Genomic DNA, 18,207 nt, shown 5'->3' on the forward strand with positions numbered 1-18,207 from the left:
GCCCGGACTTGACGGCCTGTTGTGCAGCTTGTCGGGCAACGCGTGGGCCGACAAGCTTGGGAGTCCCCGGCCGACCGGGGAAATCTCAGTTGGCCGCAGCGCCCGACCTCACCAGGCCTGCAGGGCAGCCGTCCGGCGCGATGCCTCGGCGACCTCGGCGGCCTTGAGGGCGGTGGTGTCGAGGTCGCCGTGCCGGGCCCACCAGGCCTGACCGGCAGCGGGGAGGGTGTGGATCGGGTCGTAGTACTCGTAGGTGCGGGTGAGGGCCTCGGTGTCGTCGGCCTCGATCGAGGTCCGGTAGTTCTTCGTCCAGTGCGAGATGCCGCGCTCGGTGTCGTAGCCGGCCAGCTGGTGCACCCAGCGCTTGCCGACGAACGGCACGTCGCAGACAATGCGCGGCGTCGCGAAGCCGGGCAGGTAGCCCATGATGTGGTGCTGCAGCTGCTGGGCGTGGGCGACCGAGACCCGCCAGTGCTCCGAGAACGGGATCAGGTCGCACATGTAGAAGTAGTAGGGCATGATCCGGGCGCCGTCGAGCAGCGCGAAGCAGAGGTCGAGCAGGTCGTGCGGGTCGGCGTTGACGCCGTCGAGGAGCACGCCCTGGTTGCGCACGTCGCGCAGGCCGGCGTCGAGCAGGGCGCCCGCTGCCTGCGCCACCAGCGGGGTCACCGACTGGGCGTGGTTGGCGTGGGTGTGCACCGCGAGCGAGACGCCGCGCGAGTTGGCGAGGGAGGCCACGCGCCCCACCCCCTCGACGACGTCGGGCTGCAGCCAGTGCTGGGGCAGGCCGACGAGCGCCTTGGTGGCGAGCCGGATGTCGCGGATGTTCTCGACCTCGAGCAGCGAGGTGAGGAAGGCCTCGAGCCGCGGCCACGGCATGTTGGCGACGTCGCCGCCCGAGACGACCACGTCGCGCACCCCCGGGGTGCGGCGCAGGTAGTCGAGCATGTCGCCGAGGCGGTCGTTCGGCTTGGCGACGAACTTGAGCTTGTCGACGACGGGCGTGGAGTTGCCCACGAGGTCCATCCGCGTGCAGTGCCCGCAGTACTGGGGGCAGGTGGGCAGCAGCTCGGCGAGGACCTTGGTGGGGTAGCGGTGGGTGAGGCCCTCGGTGGCCCACATGTCGTGCTCGTGCAGGGAGTCGCGGGTGGCGTGGGGGTGGCTGGGCCAGTCGGTCCGTCGGTCGCTGAACACCGGGATCATGTAGTGGCGCACGGGGTCGGCGTAGAGCGCCTCGGTGAGCGAGCCGGGGCCGGCGGGCACCGCGTGCGGCGCCATCGTGTTCATCATCTGCGGTGGCACCAGCATCGACATCGTGGCGCGCTCGGCCTGGTCGCGCTCGAGGTCGGCGTAGAACCGGTCGTCGACGAGGTCACCCATCAGCTCACGCAGCTGGCGCACGTTCTTGATGCAGTGCGCGCGCTGCCACTGCACCGAGGCCCACTCCTCCGCGGTGACGCCGGCCCAGCCGGGGAAGCGCCGCCAGTCGGGCTCCACGAGCTCGGGACGCCGGTAGGCGTAGGGCTGGCCGGAGGCGCCCTCGGGCGTGCTGGTGCCGATGCTGGCGTCCAGCGGTGCGTGGACCGAGGTGTCGAGGCTCATCGTCGCTCCCAGGTGGGTGAGGAGGGGCTGCATGCAGGCTCCGGGCGCGTCGGTTGTGGGCCGCGCCACGGCTCTGCCAGACTAGACGCAAGACATCCGGCGCGCACATCCCCACGCCGCAAGATCTTCGGTCACACGCCCGAAACATGGGAGGACGAACCACGATGGAGCTCCGCGACAGCGACCCCACCGGCCTGCACCGGGTGCTCGACGACGTCGTGCGCCTGCCCCAGGCCGCCGACCGGCTCGACACCCGGCCCGAGCTGTGGCCCGACGAGGTCCGCGTCCGCGTCGAGCGGCTCAACCTCGACGCCGCCTCCTACCGCCAGCTCGCGGCCGCCCACGCCGGGCCGGACGGTGTCGTCGACGGCGCCGCGGTCCGGGCTGCGGTGCTCGCCATCGTCGCCGAGCGCGGCAAGATGCAGAACCCGGTCACCGGCTCCGGCGGGATGCTGGTCGGGACGGTCGAGGAGGTCGGCCCCGCCTCACCGCTGGGCCTCGCGGTCGGCGACCGCGTGGCCACGCTGGTCTCCCTGACGCTGACGCCGCTGGTGCTCGAGGACGGGCTCGCCGCCTGGGACGGACGGGGGGAGCAGGTGCCGTGCGAGGGCTACGCCGTCCTCTTCGGGCGCTCCATCGCCGCCCGGCTTCCCGACGACCTGCCCACCGGGCTCAGCCTGGCGGTCATGGACGTGTGTGGCGCCCCGGCACTGACCCACCGGGTCGTCGCCGGCTACGAGCGACCCACCGTCGCCGTCGTCGGGGGCGCCGGCAAGTCCGGGTCGCTCAGCCTCGCCGCCGCCCGCGCAGCCGGGGCCGGCCACACCATCGGGGTGGTCCCGCACGACGCCGAGGCCGCGCTGCTGCGCGGGGCCGGCCTCGCCGACGAGGTCGTCGTGGCCGACGCGCGCGACCCGATCGCCCTGCGCGACGCCGTCGCGAAGGCCGGCGGTCCGGCCGACGTCACGATCGTGTGCGTCGACGTGCCCGGCTGCGAGGGAGGAGCGGTGCTGGCCACGGCCGAGCGCGGCAGCGTGGTCTTCTTCTCCATGGCGACCTCGTTCGCGGCCGCCGCCCTGGGCGCCGAGGGACTGGCGGCCGACGTGACCATGCTGGTGGGCAACGGCTACGTGCCCGGCCACGCCGACCACGCCCTGGCCCTGCTGCGCGAGAGCCCCGGCGTCCGCGCCCTGTTCGAGAGCCGGTTGCACTGATGACGACGAAGCGCACCCGGCCCCGCGGCAAGCTCGACCTCGACCCTGCCACCGTGCGCAGCGCCCGTGCCCTGGCGCGCAAGGCCGGCCGCCCCATCGTCAAGCTCGCGCAGCAGCACACCACCGTGTCGGTCGAGCGCGCCACGCTGCGCCTCGCGGGCCTGCAGGGCGCCGACGCCGAGGGCCAGCCCTGGGTCAACCGCCTGCTCGACGTCGTCCGAGCCGACCTGCACGAGGACGGCGGGCTGGCCCACGGCGTCGCCCTGCCGGTGTGGGACGCGCTGCTGCGCGGCGAGGCCGAGGACCTCGCCACCCTGGCGCAGAAGGCCGGGGCCGGCTCGGTGCGCTTCCGCCTGCCCGAGGGCCGCGACGCCCAGCGCGCCCGATCCGCGAGCCGGCGCGCGGTCGGCGCCGGCATCCGCACCATGGACAAGCGGCGGACCGAGCGCGAGCGGCTCATCAAGCGTCACGGGGACGCGCCCCGCAAGCCCTGGATCTACCTGATCGTCGCGACCGGCGACATCCACGAGGACATCCCGCAGGCCCAGCAGGCGGCCCGCGAGGGCGCCGACGTCATCGCGGTGATCCGCTCCACCGGCCAGAGCCTGCTGGACTACGTGCCCGAGGGCGCGACCCGGGAGGGGTTCGCCGGCACCTACGCCACGCAGGAGAACTTCCGGCTGATGCGTGCCGCTCTCGATCAGTCGAGCAAGGAGCTGGGCCGCTACGTGCGGCTGACCAACTACGCCAGCGGCCTGTGCATGCCCGAGATCGCGGCGCTGGCCGGCATGGAGCGCCTCGACATGATGCTGAACGACTCGATGTACGGGATCCTCTTCCGCGACATCAACCCGGTGCGCACCTTCGTCGACCAGCGCTTCAGCCGCCAGGTGCACGCCCGGGCCGGGATCATCATCAACACCGGCGAGGACAACTACCTGACCACGGCCGACGCCGTCGAGGCCGCGCACACCGTGACGACGAGCCAGCTGCTCAACGAGTACTTCGCCAAGGAGGCCGGGCTCGAGGACTGGCAGCTGGGCCTGGGGCACGCCTTCGAGATCGACCCCGAGGTGCCCGACTCGTTCCGCCTGGAGCTGGCGCACGCCCTGCTGGCGCGCGAGCTGTTCCCGCACGCGCCGCTGAAGTGGATGCCGCCGACGCGGCACATGACCGGCGACGTCTTCCGCGGCTACCTGCTCGACGGCTTCTTCAACCTCGCGGGCGCCCTCACCGGCCAGGGGATCCTGCTGGTCGGCATGATGACCGAGGCCGTCGTCACGCCGTGGCTGAGCGACCGCGACCTGGCGCTTCAGAACGTGCGCTACGTGCTGGAGTCCGCCGGTCGGCTGCACGAGGACTTCCACCCCGCGCCCGACGGCGTCATCGGCACCCGCGCACGGCAGGTGCTGGGGGAGTCCATCGACCTGCTGGACCGGATCGTCGAGAGCGAGGGCGGCCTGCTCGGTGCCATCGCGGACGGCACCTTCGGCCTGATGAAGCGGCCCGCCGACGGCGGGCGCGGCCTCGACGGCGTCGCCCGCAAGGCGGGCGGCTACTACAACCCGGCGTCCGAGCTGCTGGAGGAGACCTCATGAGCGCGACCGAGTCCGACACCGAGGCCTCGGCCCGCACCAGCGGTGTCGTGCGGCCCTACGGCGACACCACGGGCGACGGCATGGTGCAGGTGAGCTTCACCCTGCCGGTGCCGCACAGCAAGCACGCCGAGGGCGCTGCGGCCCAGCTGGCCGCCAAGATGGGCATCGAGCCCGCCCTGGTGGTGCACGCCAAGCCGATGGGCCCCGACTTCACCTTCTTCGTGGTCTACGGACGGGTCAACCACCTCGTCGAGCTCGACCGGGTCCAGGTGGTCGAGCGCGACTACCCGCTGATGACCCCGAAGGAGGTCAACGCGGCGGTCAAGCGCGCCCTGCGGCGACGCCTGGTGGTGGTGGGCGGGTGCATCGGCACCGACGCGCACACGGTGGGCATCGACGCGATCCTCAACATCAAGGGCTTCGCCGGCGAGAAGGGCCTGGAGTACTACCGCGAGCTGAAGGTGGTGAACCTGGGTGCGCAGGTCTCGGTGCCGGCGCTGGTGGAGCGGGCGCGCGCCGAGCGCGCCGACGCGGTGCTCGTCTCCCAGGTCGTCACGCAGCGCGACACCCACCTGCTCAACACCCGCGAGATGTCGGCGGCCTTCCGGGAGTCCTACCCGGCGGACAAGCGCCCGCTGCTGGTGGTGGGTGGGCCGCGGTTCGACGAGTCGATGGCCGCCGAGCTCGGCGTCGACCGGGTCTTCAGCCGCGGTACCACCCCCGGTGAGGTGGCCTCGTTCCTCGTGCACCGCCTCGTGACGGCGAGGGCGGCCGCGTGAGCGCCTCCCAGCAGCCGGCTCGACCGGGGCAGCCGGAGGTCGGCGCCCGGGTCGTGCACCGCCGCTACGTGCCCTACAGCCACGCCCACTACGCCGGCCACCTGGTCGACGGCGCCTACAGCCTGGGCCTGTTCGGCGACGTCGCCACCGAGATGTGCATCGTCACCGACGGAGACGAGGGGCTCTTCGCCTCCTACGACGACGTCCAGTTCCGCGAGCCGGTGCGCGCTGGCGACGTGCTCGAGATCAGCTGCGAGCTGGTCCGGGTCGGCACCCGCTCGCGCACCCTGGAGCTCGCGGTGCACGTGGTCGCGCGTGGGTGCCCCACGCCCGAGCAGCCCGGTGCCGCCCGGGTGGTGAAGCCCCCGCTGGTGGCCACGACGGCCACCGGCACCGTCGTCGTCCCGCCCCGACCGGGCGCATAGCGAAGAACTTCGGCGTGTCATGCGCGACACGCCGACGCGCGACGAGAAAAGTCTGAACAACGGGGTAACGGCACGTGGCCGTCTGACCTGCGAGGACGCGCGTCTGCGCAGGTCAGGAGCCGGTTGACACCTGCGTTGGCCACGGCAGACTTGGCTCCTGTCGTCCCGCGCAGGTCGTGGCCTGCGGACCGCCGTCCGAGGGGCCGGATCCCGGAGGGTGCCATACCCAGGCACTTGTCCGTCCCGGCTCACGGAGGTCGGTCCGCGCCCACGAGGGACGGTGCGGGAGGACCAGGATCGCCCTAGACAACGTCTCGGTCCCGGCAGCCCGTCGGTTCGGGGACGGCCGACGGCGATCACGGTCCTCCCGCCCGCCTGCGGGACGTGCCCCGGCAGGTAGGTTGGGCACGTGCCCGGACGCCTCCTCCTGGCGGTCCTCAGCGGCCTGCTGCTCTCGTCGGCCTTCGAGCCCCTGGCCTGGCCGCTGCTGCTGCCGCTCGCCGTCGCCGGCTACGTGCTGGCCGTCCGCGGACTGCGCGCCCGCGCAGCGCTGCTGCCCGGGGCCGGCTTCGGGCTGGCGTTCTTCCTCGCCCACATCTGGTGGTTGGTCGACTCCATCGGCACCGTGGCCTGGTTGCTGCTCTCCGGCCTCGAGGGCGCCTTCTACGCCGCGCTGGCCCCCGCCGTCGTGGTGCTGCTGCGCCTGCCGTTCTGGCCGCTGTGGGTCGCGGCCGCCTGGGTCGCCGGCGAGGGGCTGCGCACCGAGTTCCCCTGGAGCGGCATGCCCTGGGGGCGGCTCTCCTTCGCCGCCGTGGACACGCCGCTGGCGCCCGCCATCGCCTACCTGGGCTCCGCGGGCCTGAGCTTCGTGCTGGCGCTCCTGGGGTGCCTCGTGGCCGCCGCCGTGGTGGCGGAGGGCCTGCGACGGCGTGCGGTGGCGCTCGGTGCGGCGGTGGCGCTGGCCCTGGTGGCCTCGGTGCCCACCTGGCTGCCCTGGCGCCTCTCCACCAGCGGCACCAGCACCGTGGCCGTGGTGCAGGGCGGCGTGCCCGGCGCCGGCAACGACGTGCTCTTCGACCCTGTCGGGCTGACCGAGAACCACGTGCTGGCCACCGAGGGGCTCGCCGGCGACGTCGCGGCCGGGCGCGTCCAGCAGCCCGACCTGGTCATCTGGCCCGAGAACTCCACCGCTCGCGACCCCTTCGCCTCGGTGGAGGTCAACGAGGGCATCGAGCGCGCCGTGGCAGCGATCGGCGTCCCGGTGCTGGTCGGCGGACTGGTGGACGGCGGCCCCGACCACGTCTACAACCAGGGCATCGTCTGGGACCCCGAGACCGGCCCGGGGGAGCGGTACAGCAAGCGGCACCCCGTGGCGTTCGGGGAGTACATCCCCGGTCGCGGCGTCGTCGAGGCGCTCGGTCTCGAGGACTTCTCCCAGCTCGCCCGGATCCCGCGCGACATGCTGGCCGGCGACCGGTCCGAGCCGCTGGAGGTGGCGGGGGTCGCCGTCGCCGACGCCATCTGCTTCGACATCGGCTTCGACGACGGGCTCTACGCCCAGCAGCGCGCGGGTGCGGAGCTGATGGTCGTGCAGACCAGCAACGCGAGCTACATCTTCACCGACCAGGTCGACCAGCAGTTCGCCATCACCCGGCTGCGCGCCATCGAGTCCGGCCGATGGCTCGCCGTCGCCTCCACCAACGGCCTCTCGGGCGTCATCTCGCCCGACGGCGAGGTCGTGGCCACCGCCGAGCGGCTCGGCAGCGCCGCGCTGGTCGAGCAGGTCGAGCTCAAGCAGGGCCTCACCCCGGGGGTCTGGATGGGCGCGTGGCCGAGCCGGCTGTTCGCCGTCTCGACGCTTCTGGGACTGCTCGTGGGCGTGCTCACGTATCGTCGAGGTGCAGGCTGGCCGGAGCGCGCGTCGAGAGGGCGCGTGTCGTCGAGCACGTCAGCAGGGGAGAGGCAGTCGGCATGAGCGAGGCGAGCAGCGGGGGCGGCCCGGGTGGTCTGGGTGGTATCGAGCACCTGGGGCGCGTCGTCATGGTCGTGCCCACCTACGACGAGGCCGAGAACCTGGCCTGGATCGTGGGGCGGCTGCGCCGGGCCGAGCCCGAGGTCGACGTCCTCGTCGTCGACGACACCTCGCCGGACGGCACCGGTGTGATCGCCGACCAGCTGGCCGCCCAGGACCCCCACGTGCACGTCCTGCACCGCACGGCGAAGGGCGGCCTGGGTGCCGCCTACCGCCACGGCTTCGCCTGGGCGCTGGAGCAGGGCTACGACGTCATCGGCGAGATGGACGCCGACGGCTCCCACCAGCCCGAGCAGCTGCACCGGCTGCTTGCCGCGCTCGAGAGCGCCGACCTGGTGATCGGATCGCGCTGGGTGGCAGGTGGCTCCGTCGTCAACTGGCCCCGGCGTCGGGAGGCCCTCTCGCGCGGCGGCAACGCCTACGTGCGGCTGCTGCTCGGCGTCGAGGTGCGTGACGCCACCGCGGGGTTCCGGCTCTTCCACCGCCGGACCCTCGAGAAGATCGACCTCGACGACGTGCGCTCCACCGGATACGTCTTCCAGACCGACATGGTGGCGCGCACGCTGCGCGCCGGGCTGACCGTGCGCGAGGTGCCCATCGAGTTCGTCGAGCGCGAGCGTGGCCAGTCGAAGATGAGTGGTGCCGTGGCCTGGGAGTCGTTGAAGCGGATCACCGCGTGGGGCGCCCGCGAGCGCAGCGGCAGGATCGCCCGTCGGCTGCGCGGCGAGCAGCGTCCCGACCCGCGCCCCGAGGTGCTCCCGTGACCGCGGGCGGGCCGACCGCCGCCGCGCCGCGTCGCCGTCGACTCCCGTGGGTGATCGTGGCGGCGCTCGTGGTGGTCCCGCTGCTCGAGATCTACGTGCTCGTGCAGGTGGGGCAGGTGATCGGTGCCTGGTGGACCATCGGCCTGCTGCTGCTGGCCAGCATCGTGGGCGGCTGGCTGATCAAGCGAGAGGGTGTGCGGACCTTCCGCGCGTTGAACACCGCCATCCGCGAGGGCCGCGTCCCCGCCACCGAGCTGGCCGACGCCGGCCTGGTGCTGATGGGCGGCACGCTGATGCTGGCGCCGGGCTTCCTCACCGACGCCGTGGGTGTGCTCCTCGTGCTGCCGGTGACGCGACCGGTCTTCCGGCGGCTGCTGAGCGCCGCCATCGCCCGGCGGATGCTGGTGCCGGGGGGTGCCTCCGGTGGTCTGGGCGGTGGCCTCGGCGGGTTCGGCGTCGGGGGTCCGGGGACGGCGCAGCCCCCGGGCGGACGACGTCCGGGGCCGGGGGCTGGGCCGGTGGTGCAGGGCGAGGTCGTCGACGACGACCCGCGGTCAGGCTGAGGCGCGCCGCTTCTTCTGGGTCGCGCGGTGCAGGTGCGCGGGGCCGATCTCGCCGCCGCGCAGCAGCTCCAGTCGCTCCTTGAGGATGTCCTCGAGCTCCTTCTCCGAGCGTCGCTCGAGGAGCATGTCCCAGTGCGTGCGGACGGGCTTCTCGGCCTTGATCTCACGCTCGATGCCGGCCGTGCTCTCGGCCTCGGCTCCGCAGCGTGGGCACTCCCACACCGCCGGAACCTCGGCCTCGACCGACATGGTGATCTCGAAGTCGTGCCCCTGCGGGCACCGGTATCCGACCTGCTGACGTGCTGCGAACTCGATGCCGCGCTCGTCCTCGAAGCTCTGGCCTCCGAGTCGTGCGCCGCGCAACGTGCGCTCCGCCATGAGGCACCTCCCTACGTCTGGCCACCGCCGTGGCCGTGCTGTGTCCCTGGTGGAACCGTGTGGTTCCGGGTGGTCCTGCCCGTGACCGGGCGGCCGAAACCCGTGGACCTGTCTTACAACGGTACCGGCGTCGCCAACATTCCGCTGAGTCCTCGGGCGCAACGCACCCGAGGACTCAGCGCAATCTCGGCGATTCGGTGTGCGCGGCCGGCAGCTAATCCCTGCTCAGACGTGGGAGGGGACGGTGCCACCGGCCTCGCGGATGCCCCGCGCGGTGTCGACGCGGGTCAGGATCAGGCCGCCGACCACGAAGAAGACGATGAGCGCGAAGATCGCCGGTCGGTAGGAGCCGGAGAACTGGTAGACCAGCGCGAAGACCAAGGTGCCCAGCCAGGAGGTCCCACGGTCCATCGCGTGGTAGAGGCTGAAGAACTCCGCCTCCTTGCCGGCGGGGATCAGCAGCGAGAAGTAGGAGCGTGCCAGCGCCTGGGTGCCGCCGAGCACCACGCCGATGGCGATGCCGAGGAGCACCAGCGGCAGCAGCTGCCCCGCCGGGATCAGCATGCCGGCGGTGACGATCGCCATCCAGACGACCAGCCCCACCAGGATCATCCGCTTGGCGCCGTGCCGTCCCGCCAGCCGCCCGAAGCCGATGGCCCCGCCCACGGCGACGAACTGCACGAGCAGGTAGATGCCGAGCATGGTGCCCAGCGGGAACCCGAGCTCGTCGGTGCCGTAGAGCGAGGCCTGGCTGATGACGGTCTGGATGCCGTCGTTGAAGAACAGGTAGGCCACCAGGAAGGTGAGTGCCATCGGGTACCTGCGCAGCTCCTTGAGCGTGCGCCAGAGCTGGCCGAAGCTGCGGGAGAACGCACCGCCCGTGACCGGCTCGACGTCGCGCGGGGGCCGGTTGCGGATGCCGCGCCAGGGGATGAACGTGAAGGCCGCCCACCAGATCGCGGCCGAGAGCAGGCTCAGGCGCACCGCGGTCTCGGTGCCCAGCCCGAGTGCCTCGGGGAAGGTCACGACCCCGAAGTTGAGGGCCAGCAGCAGCCCGCCGCCGGCGTACCCCATGGCCCAACCGCGGCTCGAGACCGCGTCCCGCTCCTCGGGGGAGCTGATCAGCGGCAGGATCGCGTCGTTGAAGACCGCGGAGGCCGCGAAGCAGAAGTTGGCGACGAGAAAGGAGACGACCCCCAGCTGCCAGTTGTCGCCGGTCATGAAGAACAGCACGGCGGCCGCGGCCGCACCCACCCACGCGAAGCCCGCGAGCAGGTCCTTCTTGCGGGCCGTCCGGTCGGCGACCGCGCCCAGGATCGGCAGCACCAGGGCGGCGATCACGGTCGAGGCGGTGATCACCAGCGGCGGCAACGCCCCTGGGTCGATCGAGAGCCCCAGCACCGAGATCCGGTCGTCGACCGCAGCGCGCCCGGCGACCTCGGCCAGGTAGGGCCCGAACAGCACGCCGGCCACCGTGGTGGCGAAGGCGCTGTTGGCCCAGTCGTAGAAGTACCAGGCGCGCTGCTCGCCCCGTCGCTCGTCCTGGTCGCGCAGCGGCCCCAGGTCGGCGACCCCGCCGCCAGGCCCTCCCGTGCTGGTCATCTGCTCTCCCCACCCTCGTCACGCCGGACGACGTCGTCCGGCCCACCCGCCTCGCCCGGGCCCCTCCACCACTGGTCCCGCGTGGTGAGCACATCCTTGAGCACGTCGGTGCGGTCCGTGAAGAGCCCGTCGACGCCCAGATCGAGCAGCTCGTGCATCTCGGCCGGCTCGTCGATGGTCCACACGTGCACGTGCTTGCCGGCCGCGTGGGCTCGGCGCACCAGGCCCGGACCGACGATGCGCACACCCTTGCAGCGGTGCGGCACCTGGAACGCCGCGAAGTCCCTCGTGGCCAACCACGCGGCCGCGCGCGCCGCGGGCACGGCCAGGAACGCCGCGATGTCGCGCGGGGTGGCCGAGGTGGCCACCGGTCGCGAGACGCGCCGTCGGAACTCGGCCAACCGGCGGCCCGAGAACGAGCCCACCAGCACCCGGTCCCAGGCGCGCCGGGCATCCACGAAGTCCGCCAGCGCGATCCCGGCCCCCTCGGACTTGAGGTCGATGTTGAAGCGCGTGCCGGGGAACTCCTCCACCAGCCGGGCGAGCGTCGGGATCTCCTCGCGTCCGCCGATCAGCGCCCGGGCCGCCTCGCGCGCCGTGAGCCGAGCCAGCTCGCCGCGCCGGTCGGTGACCCGGTCCAGGACGGCGTCGTGGAAGGCCAGCAGGACGCCGTCGCGCGTCACGTGCACGTCGGTCTCGAGGTAGGTGTAGCCGAGTCCGACGGCGTGGCGGAATGCGGCGACGGTGTTCTCGAGCCCCTCGATCTCCGGGTGGTACGCGCCACCGCGGTGGGCCAGCGCCAGCACAGATCCTGGCTGGTCGAGCACGGCGTCGAGGTAGGCGTGACCCGTGCGCGGCGCGCGCCCACCCCCGTCAGCCCCGTTGCTCACTCGAGGAGTATCCACGTCCCACCGAGGGAGCCGGGCCGCGGCACGGCGCGCGCCCAGGATTTCCTCAGCCGCGGCCTCTACGGTCGGGCGATGGACACCACGAGCACCCCTGACAGCCCCCGTTGCCCCCGCTGCTCGGCCGAGATGACCACCCGCGTGCTCGGGCGTGACGCGGAGGTGAGCGCCTGCCCCGACGGCCACGGCGTCTTCCTCTCGCGCGCCGACCTCGGCGCCCTCGTGGAGGCCGAGACCGACTGGCACCAGCACGCGGGCCAGCACACCGCGCCGCTGCCCCGGATCACGCCGGAGATGCTCGCCTCACCGACCCCCGCCACCACCGCCCGCCCAGCCCGCGCCTGGGTGGAGACGCTCTTCGAGTGACGTCGCCGGCTGCCGGGTCGGCGCTACCGCGCGCTCGGGGCCTGCCGAGTCGGCGCTACCGCGCGCTCGGGACCTGCCGAGTGAGCGCTACTGGGCACTCCGGGGACGTGCCGAGATCGTCCTGAACGACGTCGCAGAGCCCGGCGACGGTCCAGGATGGACGCGTGGACGAGGAGGGCTGGACCAAGGATCAGCCGTCACCGGGGTGGCGGGGCTTCATCGTCGACGTCGCCGTGCTCCTCACCTGCGTCGTCGGCGCCCTGTCCCTGGCGTGGCTCGTTTTCGCGCTGACGTTCCCGAGTGCCTGAGGGGGCACAATGCTGCCCTGCGTGAGTGCAACGGCCGGGTCGGGTGGCCGGTCACTGCGCCACTCGTGAGTCGGAAGGTCTCGACGCGCTCCGCGCGAGTTCGCACGCTCACTCGCGGTCGCCTGCTCGACCAGCACCAGACGTCCCGCGACCTCTGACCGGTCGCAGGCTCCCGGTCAGATGTCGCGGAACGACTCCACCTGGGCGCCGATCTGGCTGAGGCGCTCGGCGAGGTCCTCGTAGCCGCGGTGGATGACGTAGGTCGACCGCAGCACCGAGGTGCCCTTGGAGGCCAGCATCGCCAGCAGGACGACGACGGCGGGACGCAGCGCCGGCGGGCAGACGATCTCGGTGCCGGTGAACGACGTCGGGCCCTCGATCATCACCCGGTGGGGGTCGAGCAGCTTGACCTGCCCGCCGAGCTTGTTGAGCTCGGTGAGGTAGATGGCGCGGTTGTCGTAGGGCCAGTCGTGCAGGAGCGTCTGGCCCTCGGCCACCGAGGCGATGACCGCGAAGAACGGCAGGTTGTCGATGTTGATGCCCGGGAAGGGCATCGGGTGGATCTTGTCGAGCGGCGCCTTGAGCTGCGAGGGCTGGGTGCGCAGGTCGACGAGGCGGGTGTGCCCGTTGCGGGCCACGTACTCCTCGGAGCGCTCGTAGTTGAAGCCCATCTCCTCGAGGACGGCGAGCTCGATCTCCAGGAACTCGATCGGGACCCGGCGCACCTCGATCGAGGAGTTCGTGACGATGGCCGCCGCGAGCAGCGACATCGCCTCGATGGGGTCCTCGCTGGGGGCGTAGTCCACGTCGACGTCGATCGTCTCCAGGCCGGTGACGCGCAGGGTCGTGGTACCGATGCCCTCCACGGTGACGCCCAGCTTCTGCAGGTAGAAGCAGAGGTCCTGGACCATGTAGTTGGAGGAGGCGTTGCGGATCGTCGTGGTGCCGGGGTGCAGGGCGGCCGCCATCAGGGCGTTCTCGGTGACGGTGTCGCCGCGCTCGGTGAGCACGATCGGACGCCCCGGCTCGATGGCCCTGTTGACGGTCGCGTGGTAGCTGCCGTCGGTGGCCTTGACCTCGAGGCCGAAGGGTCGCAGCGCGGTCATGTGCGGCTCGACCGTGCGGGTGCCGAGGTTGCAGCCTCCGGCGTAGGGCAGCTCGAAGGTGTCGGCGCGGTGCAGCAGCGGGCCGAGGAACATGATGATCGACCGGGTCCGTCGGGCCGCGACCTCGTCGACGTGGTGCAGGTCCAGCTCGCGGGGCGGGACGATCTCGAGGTCGTTGTCGTCGTTGAGCCAGGTGGTCTGCACGCCGAGGCTGTTGAGCACCTCGAGCAGCCGGTTGACCTCCTCGATGCGCGCGACCTTGCGCAGGGTGGTGCGACCCCGGTTGAGCAGCGTGGCGCAGAGCAGCGCGACGCCGGCGTTCTTGGAGGTCTTGACGTCGATGCTGCCCGAGAGCGTCGTCGGGCCGGTGACGCGCAGGTGCGTGGGACCGGCGCCGAGCGCCACGATCTCGGAGTCCAGGGCCTCGCCGATGCGCGCGATCATCTCGAGCGAGAGGTTCTGGTGACCCTTCTCGATGCGGTTGATGGCGCTCTGGCTGGTGGCGAGCTGCTGGGCGAGCTCGGCCTGCGTGAGGCCGCGGTGCTTGCGGGCGTCCCGGATCAGGTTGCCGATGCGGGACTTGTAGTCGGCGGGCATGACGACGACGGTAACTCACATGTGAGATACCGCCAATCCGGCCGTGCCCGCGTGTCGCCTGGGCGAGGTGCCAGGATGGGCGCATGCGCGCCACCACGATCCACGGCCCTCGCGACATCCGCTTCGGTGAGGCGAAGGACCCCGTCATCAAGCGACCCACCCAGGCCGTGGTCAAGGTCACGGCCGGCTGCATCTGCGGCTCCGACCTGTGGCCCTACCGCGGCGAGAACCCGATCCGCGAGGGCGCCACGATCGGCCACGAGTGCGTCGGCGTGGTGGAGGAGGTGGGTGGCGAGGTCTCGGTGTTCAAGCCGGGTGACTTCGTGATCGTGCCGTTCTGCCACAGCGACAACACCTGCGCTCACTGCCGCGCCGGTGTGCAGTCGGCCTGCCCGCAGGGCGGCATGACCACCAGCGGCCAGTCCGAGTACGCGGTGGTCAACCAGGCCGACGGCTCGCTCGTGGCCACCGACGGGCACCCCGACGACGCCCTGCTGCCGTCCCTGCTCGCGCTCTCCGACGTGATGCCCACCGGCTGGCACGCCGCGGTGGCCGCCGGTGTGCAGCCGGGCGGCACCGTCGTGGTCGTCGGCGACGGTGCCGTGGGCCTGTGCGGCGTGCTCGCCGCCTCGGTCATGGGCGCCGAGCGCGTGATCGCGATGTCGCGCCACGAGCCGCGCCAGCAGATCGCCCGCGAGTTCGGGGCCACCGACGTCGTCGCCGAGCGCGGCGAGGAGGGCGAGGCGCTGGTGATGCAGATGACCGACGGCGTCGGGGCCGACGCCGTCCTGGAGTGCGTGGGCAACGGGCCGGCGATGAGCACCGCCTTCGCCGTCGCGCGTCCCGGCGCCACGGTGGGCTTCGTGGGAGTGCCGCACGGCGTCGAGCCGCCGGTCTCCACCATGTTCTCCAAGAACGTGGGGCTGCGCGGGGGAGTGGCCCCGGTGCGGCGCTACCTCCCGGAGCTCCTCGAGCTGGTCACCTCGGGGCGGATCGACCCGGGCCGCGTCTTCGACCTGACCCTGCCGCTCGAGGAGGTCGCCGAGGGCTACCTGGCCATGGACGAGCGGCGCGCCGTCAAGGTCATGCTCAGGCCCTGAGCACGCAGTGCGACGCCGGCAGCAGCCGGCGTCAGCGCCTGGAGCGCGCCGGCACCAGGGCCGGTGCCGGGCTACCGGGCATCGCGGCCGGCTGGCACCCGCAGGCGTCGTCGCAGGCGAGGTAGGTGTGGGCCGCATGCCCGCACCGCAGGCACGGCAGGTCGTGGCAGAGGTGTCGCCCTCCGTGCTCGTCCCGACCGCTGTCGTGCACCGTGTCCCACATCGTCTCGGGTCCTCTCGCCCTCGCCCGCCGGCCGCCTGTCGACCTCGCTCGACGACGACCCTAGGAGCGACACCGGGTCACAGGTACGCGAACACGCGTCAGAGGGCCCCGCGGCGGCACAAATGGCCCGTCCGGGCCATCGGCACCGGCCCTTTCGGAGGGGCGCCCGTGGTCACCCTCTCGTAGGATGTGCGGCATGCATCGGGAGCCTCGGGAGCAGCACGACGATCTGCGCGGTGGCGCAGACGTGCCCGCCCACCCGTTGGTGCAGGTCGAGATCGACCTCGACGGCGCCGTGCTGGTCAACGGCCGGCCCGAGCCGCACGACGTCGCGGCCCGGCACGCCGAGGCTCCGCGCGAGCTCGCGCTGGTGGCCGTGCGGGCGGTGGCACGCGACTACGCGATGCCCCTCGGTCGTCCGGTGCGGGTGCTTGCGACCACCCCCGAGGAGCAGACCCGGCTGGTGGTGCACCCCGACGGTGAGGTGGCCTGGGTCGAGCCGCACCTGGCCTCCGCCGTCGCGGCCACGCCCGCCACCCCGGAGGGGGTGCCGCCGGCGACCCGCGCGCAGCACTGGCTGGCGGCCCGCGAGGCCGACCGGGTGGCCGAGGAGGCGGCCGGGCGTCGCAGCCGCCAGCGCACGAAGGCGGTCACGGGCAGGCTGCGGCCGGCGCTGCTCGGCGTCGCCGCAGCCGCCGTCCTCGGCGTCACGGGCGCGATGGCGCTGGGCGTCGGCGACCTGGGGGCCTCCGACGACGCCGCGGACGGTGTCGACGGGACCGCCCGAGCCGGGGTTTCGCCGTCGTCCGGCTCGGGGTCGGGCACCTCCGGTGACGGCGACGACGCCGCCGGCGACCCGCCGTCCGACCCCTACGACCTGGTTCCCTCACCGCGTCTGGACCCCCTGCCGCTCGCGGGGGTCCGGGCCTCCTCCACCGCTCCCGGCGAGGTGCGGCTCGCCCTGCGCTCGACGCGTGGTACCCCGGTCTTCGTGGCGCTCGCGCCGGCACGAGCCGACGCCGACCCCAACGGTGCCGCCCAGCGCCTGGACCTCTCGCTGCGCCGAGCCACCACGCGCGAGGTCGTGATCTCCGACCTGCTGCCGGGTGCCTGGGTGTGGACCGTGCGCGCGCCAGGCCAGGAGGTCCTGCGCGGCCGGCTCGAGGTGCCTGCCCCGCCCCCGGTCGTGCCCGTCGAGGAGCCCGCCCCGCCGGCGGTGGAGCCGCCGCCTGTCACCCCGGACCCGCCCAGCACCGACCCCGAGCCGCCCGCCGACGGCGGTGACGGTGGTGGCGACGGTGGTGGCGACGGCAACGGTGGCGGGCGACCGCCGGCGATCGGCGGGGGCCCCGACGGCGACGCGCCCCAGCTGCCGCAGCCCACCGCGCCCGTGGACCCCCGCCCGTGAGCGGCCGCTCCGGGCCCAGCGCCGTCGCCGTGGGTGCCGTCGGGATCGTGCTCGCCCTCGTGGTCGCTGCGCTGCCCGCACAGGCACGCTCCGGGGCCCGCGCCACGCCGCCGGACCAGCCGTGGTCGGGCTACCTGATCGACACCGGCGCCCGCGCCTCCGACACCTTCATCGGCGCGCGGCGTCTGCAAGGACGTGCCGACCAGGTGGTGTACCGGATCGACCCCGCGGCCGACGTGCGGCCCGGAGGCTTCGGACCCTTCCGGCGACTGGCCCGCCTGGGGGGCGGCGGCCAGCGCGCCTCGGCCACACCGCAGGCGACGGCGCGTGCCGCCTGGGTGGTCGGCAAGTACGGCGACTTCCGCTACGCGGTGCAGAACGCGGCCGTCGACGCGGCCCTGCTGCACCTGCTGGTGGGTGGGCGCTACCGGCTCACCGGCGCGGCGGGCCAGGAGCGCATCCGCGACACCGGCTTCGGCCCGGAGGTGCGCAGGTTCGCCCAGATGATGGTGGCGGACTCCGCGCGGGAGGCCGGGCCCTACCGGCTCTCCGGCTCCCAGAGCGCCCGCGCGGCCGTGGGCCAGGCCGTCCCCGTGCGGCTCGCGCTCGGCGTCGCCCGGTCGGGGCGGGGCGTGGCCGAGCTGCCGCTGCAGGTGCGCAGCCCGGGCGGCGGGTGGCGCACCCTGGGCACCACCGACGACGCCGGCCGGCTCGCAGGTGGCGTGCCCGGCCTCGCCGCGGGGCCCCACCAGGTGCAGGTGCGCGCGGTCCGCGTGCCCGACACCCGGGTACGCGTCGCGTCGCCCGACCGATCCGGTGGCTCGCGGGTGGTGCTCGCGGGCCGCAAGACCTCCCTGGTGGCCCGGGTCGGGCTGGCCGTGCAGGCCCGACCGCGTGTCGGCATGCGCACGCCGAACGTGCGACGGGGCGCCGCCACCCGCCCCGTGCTGGGTCTGGTGGCCGGCTACGGCACGGCGCCACGTCGGGCCAAGGCCACCCTGCACGGCCCGTTCCCGACCGCTCGCGCGGCCTCGTGCGGCCGGCTCGGCGGGCGCACCCTGCGCGCGACGGTGTCGGAGAACGGCACCACAACCCTGGCGAGCGTGACCCTGCTGCGCGCCGGCTACTACACCTGGCGGGCCAGCCTCTCGGGCAACCGGTACAACCTCCCGGCCACCGCGTGCACCGGCGCCTTCCGGGTGCGCCGCTGAGCGCGTGGGCCACTCACTACCGTGAC

Annotated in this window: 17 protein-coding genes; 12 read left to right on the top strand and 5 right to left on the bottom strand. The window is 73.3% G+C overall.

Annotated features, from left to right (window positions below):
• Window positions 1–108: 108 nt before the first annotated feature.
• Window positions 109–1,635: a KamA family radical SAM protein gene (locus ABD948_RS16450; protein ID WP_345267779.1), complete on the bottom strand. Its 1,527-nt coding sequence runs from the start codon at window positions 1,633–1,635 to the stop codon at window positions 109–111.
• A gap of 131 nt (window positions 1,636–1,766) precedes the next feature.
• Here ABD948_RS16450 and kdd point away from each other — a divergent pair, with 131 nt between their 5' ends.
• From kdd to ABD948_RS16485, 7 genes are all read left to right on the top strand, one after another.
• Window positions 1,767–2,816 carry an L-erythro-3,5-diaminohexanoate dehydrogenase gene (gene kdd, locus ABD948_RS16455; RefSeq protein ID WP_345267781.1) on the top strand — a complete coding sequence of 350 codons (1,050 nt, stop codon included), beginning with the start codon at window positions 1,767–1,769 and terminating at the stop codon, window positions 2,814–2,816.
• Window positions 2,816–4,414: a lysine 5,6-aminomutase subunit alpha gene (gene kamD / locus ABD948_RS16460; protein ID WP_345267783.1), complete on the top strand. Its 1,599-nt coding sequence runs from the start codon at window positions 2,816–2,818 to the stop codon at window positions 4,412–4,414. Before kdd ends, kamD begins: the two co-directional genes overlap by 1 nt.
• The gene (kamE, locus tag ABD948_RS16465; RefSeq protein WP_345267785.1) at window positions 4,411–5,193 is read left to right on the top strand and encodes a lysine 5,6-aminomutase subunit beta; all 783 of its coding nucleotides are present in this window, start codon (window positions 4,411–4,413) and stop codon (window positions 5,191–5,193) included. Before kamD ends, kamE begins: the two co-directional genes overlap by 4 nt.
• Window positions 5,190–5,618, top strand: a complete 429-nt coding sequence (gene kal, locus ABD948_RS16470; RefSeq protein WP_345267787.1) for a 3-aminobutyryl-CoA ammonia lyase — start codon at window positions 5,190–5,192, stop codon at window positions 5,616–5,618. The genes kamE and kal overlap by 4 nt, the downstream gene beginning before the upstream one ends.
• A 409-nt stretch (window positions 5,619–6,027) precedes the next feature.
• Entirely contained in the window at window positions 6,028–7,593 is a 1,566-nt protein-coding gene (lnt, locus tag ABD948_RS16475; protein WP_345267789.1) for an apolipoprotein N-acyltransferase, read from the top strand.
• The gene (locus ABD948_RS16480) at window positions 7,590–8,414 is read left to right on the top strand and encodes a polyprenol monophosphomannose synthase (RefSeq protein ID WP_345267791.1); all 825 of its coding nucleotides are present in this window, start codon (window positions 7,590–7,592) and stop codon (window positions 8,412–8,414) included. The genes lnt and ABD948_RS16480 overlap by 4 nt, the downstream gene beginning before the upstream one ends.
• Window positions 8,411–8,977 (top strand): FxsA family protein, encoded by a 567-nt coding sequence (locus ABD948_RS16485; protein WP_345267792.1) that lies wholly within the window; start codon window positions 8,411–8,413, stop codon window positions 8,975–8,977. The genes ABD948_RS16480 and ABD948_RS16485 overlap by 4 nt, the downstream gene beginning before the upstream one ends.
• Here ABD948_RS16485 and ABD948_RS16490 read toward each other — a convergent pair.
• The 3 genes from ABD948_RS16490 to ABD948_RS16500 all read right to left on the bottom strand — a co-directional run bounded on the left by ABD948_RS16490 (window position 8,969) and on the right by ABD948_RS16500 (window position 11,847).
• Window positions 8,969–9,355 carry an RNA polymerase-binding protein RbpA gene (locus ABD948_RS16490; RefSeq protein WP_345267794.1) on the bottom strand — a complete coding sequence of 129 codons (387 nt, stop codon included), beginning with the start codon at window positions 9,353–9,355 and terminating at the stop codon, window positions 8,969–8,971. The genes ABD948_RS16485 and ABD948_RS16490 overlap by 9 nt on opposite strands.
• A gap of 225 nt (window positions 9,356–9,580) precedes the next feature.
• The gene (locus tag ABD948_RS16495; RefSeq protein ID WP_345267797.1) at window positions 9,581–10,957 is read right to left on the bottom strand and encodes an MFS transporter; all 1,377 of its coding nucleotides are present in this window, start codon (window positions 10,955–10,957) and stop codon (window positions 9,581–9,583) included.
• On the bottom strand, window positions 10,954–11,847 hold the full coding sequence (locus ABD948_RS16500; protein ID WP_345267800.1) for a glycerophosphodiester phosphodiesterase family protein: 894 nt from the start codon (window positions 11,845–11,847) through the stop codon (window positions 10,954–10,956). Before ABD948_RS16500 ends, ABD948_RS16495 begins: the two co-directional genes overlap by 4 nt.
• Before the next feature lie 90 nt (window positions 11,848–11,937).
• Here ABD948_RS16500 and ABD948_RS16505 point away from each other — a divergent pair, with 90 nt between their 5' ends.
• Both ABD948_RS16505 and ABD948_RS16510 read left to right on the top strand, forming a co-directional pair.
• Entirely contained in the window at window positions 11,938–12,228 is a 291-nt protein-coding gene (locus ABD948_RS16505) for a zf-TFIIB domain-containing protein (RefSeq protein ID WP_345267802.1), read from the top strand.
• 164 nt (window positions 12,229–12,392) lie between these two features.
• Window positions 12,393–12,536 (top strand): hypothetical protein, encoded by a 144-nt coding sequence (locus ABD948_RS16510; protein WP_345267804.1) that lies wholly within the window; start codon window positions 12,393–12,395, stop codon window positions 12,534–12,536.
• A 176-nt stretch (window positions 12,537–12,712) separates the two neighbouring features.
• Here the strand turns inward: ABD948_RS16510 and ABD948_RS16515 are convergent, their stop codons facing one another.
• Window positions 12,713–14,239 carry a helix-turn-helix domain-containing protein gene (locus ABD948_RS16515; RefSeq protein WP_345267806.1) on the bottom strand — a complete coding sequence of 509 codons (1,527 nt, stop codon included), beginning with the start codon at window positions 14,237–14,239 and terminating at the stop codon, window positions 12,713–12,715.
• A gap of 83 nt (window positions 14,240–14,322) precedes the next feature.
• On the opposite strand from ABD948_RS16515, the gene ABD948_RS16520 reads away from it, so the two are divergent.
• The 3 genes from ABD948_RS16520 to ABD948_RS16530 all read left to right on the top strand — a co-directional run bounded on the left by ABD948_RS16520 (window position 14,323) and on the right by ABD948_RS16530 (window position 18,181).
• The gene (locus tag ABD948_RS16520; protein ID WP_345267808.1) at window positions 14,323–15,339 is read left to right on the top strand and encodes a zinc-binding dehydrogenase; all 1,017 of its coding nucleotides are present in this window, start codon (window positions 14,323–14,325) and stop codon (window positions 15,337–15,339) included.
• 419 nt (window positions 15,340–15,758) lie between these two features.
• Window positions 15,759–16,970 carry a hypothetical protein gene (locus ABD948_RS16525; RefSeq protein WP_345267810.1) on the top strand — a complete coding sequence of 404 codons (1,212 nt, stop codon included), beginning with the start codon at window positions 15,759–15,761 and terminating at the stop codon, window positions 16,968–16,970.
• Entirely contained in the window at window positions 16,967–18,181 is a 1,215-nt protein-coding gene (locus tag ABD948_RS16530) for a hypothetical protein (RefSeq protein WP_345267812.1), read from the top strand. The genes ABD948_RS16525 and ABD948_RS16530 overlap by 4 nt, the downstream gene beginning before the upstream one ends.
• Window positions 18,182–18,207 lie beyond the last annotated feature (26 nt).

Source organism: Nocardioides nanhaiensis (assembly GCF_039542785.1).
GTDB lineage: Bacteria > Actinomycetota > Actinomycetes > Propionibacteriales > Nocardioidaceae > Nocardioides > Nocardioides nanhaiensis.

Coding starts and splice junctions, on each gene's coding strand:
- ABD948_RS16450 (WP_345267779.1), bottom strand. CDS start 1,635: ATGCAGCCCCTCCTCACCCACCTGGGAGCGACGATGAGCCTCGACACC.
- kdd (WP_345267781.1), top strand. CDS start 1,767: ATGGAGCTCCGCGACAGCGACCCCACCGGCCTGCACCGGGTGCTCGAC.
- kamD (WP_345267783.1), top strand. CDS start 2,816: ATGACGACGAAGCGCACCCGGCCCCGCGGCAAGCTCGACCTCGACCCT.
- kamE (WP_345267785.1), top strand. CDS start 4,411: ATGAGCGCGACCGAGTCCGACACCGAGGCCTCGGCCCGCACCAGCGGT.
- ABD948_RS16480 (WP_345267791.1), top strand. CDS start 7,590: ATGAGCGAGGCGAGCAGCGGGGGCGGCCCGGGTGGTCTGGGTGGTATC.
- ABD948_RS16490 (WP_345267794.1), bottom strand. CDS start 9,355: ATGGCGGAGCGCACGTTGCGCGGCGCACGACTCGGAGGCCAGAGCTTC.
- ABD948_RS16495 (WP_345267797.1), bottom strand. CDS start 10,957: ATGACCAGCACGGGAGGGCCTGGCGGCGGGGTCGCCGACCTGGGGCCG.
- ABD948_RS16505 (WP_345267802.1), top strand. CDS start 11,938: ATGGACACCACGAGCACCCCTGACAGCCCCCGTTGCCCCCGCTGCTCG.
- ABD948_RS16515 (WP_345267806.1), bottom strand. CDS start 14,239: ATGCCCGCCGACTACAAGTCCCGCATCGGCAACCTGATCCGGGACGCC.
- ABD948_RS16520 (WP_345267808.1), top strand. CDS start 14,323: ATGCGCGCCACCACGATCCACGGCCCTCGCGACATCCGCTTCGGTGAG.
- ABD948_RS16525 (WP_345267810.1), top strand. CDS start 15,759: ATGCATCGGGAGCCTCGGGAGCAGCACGACGATCTGCGCGGTGGCGCA.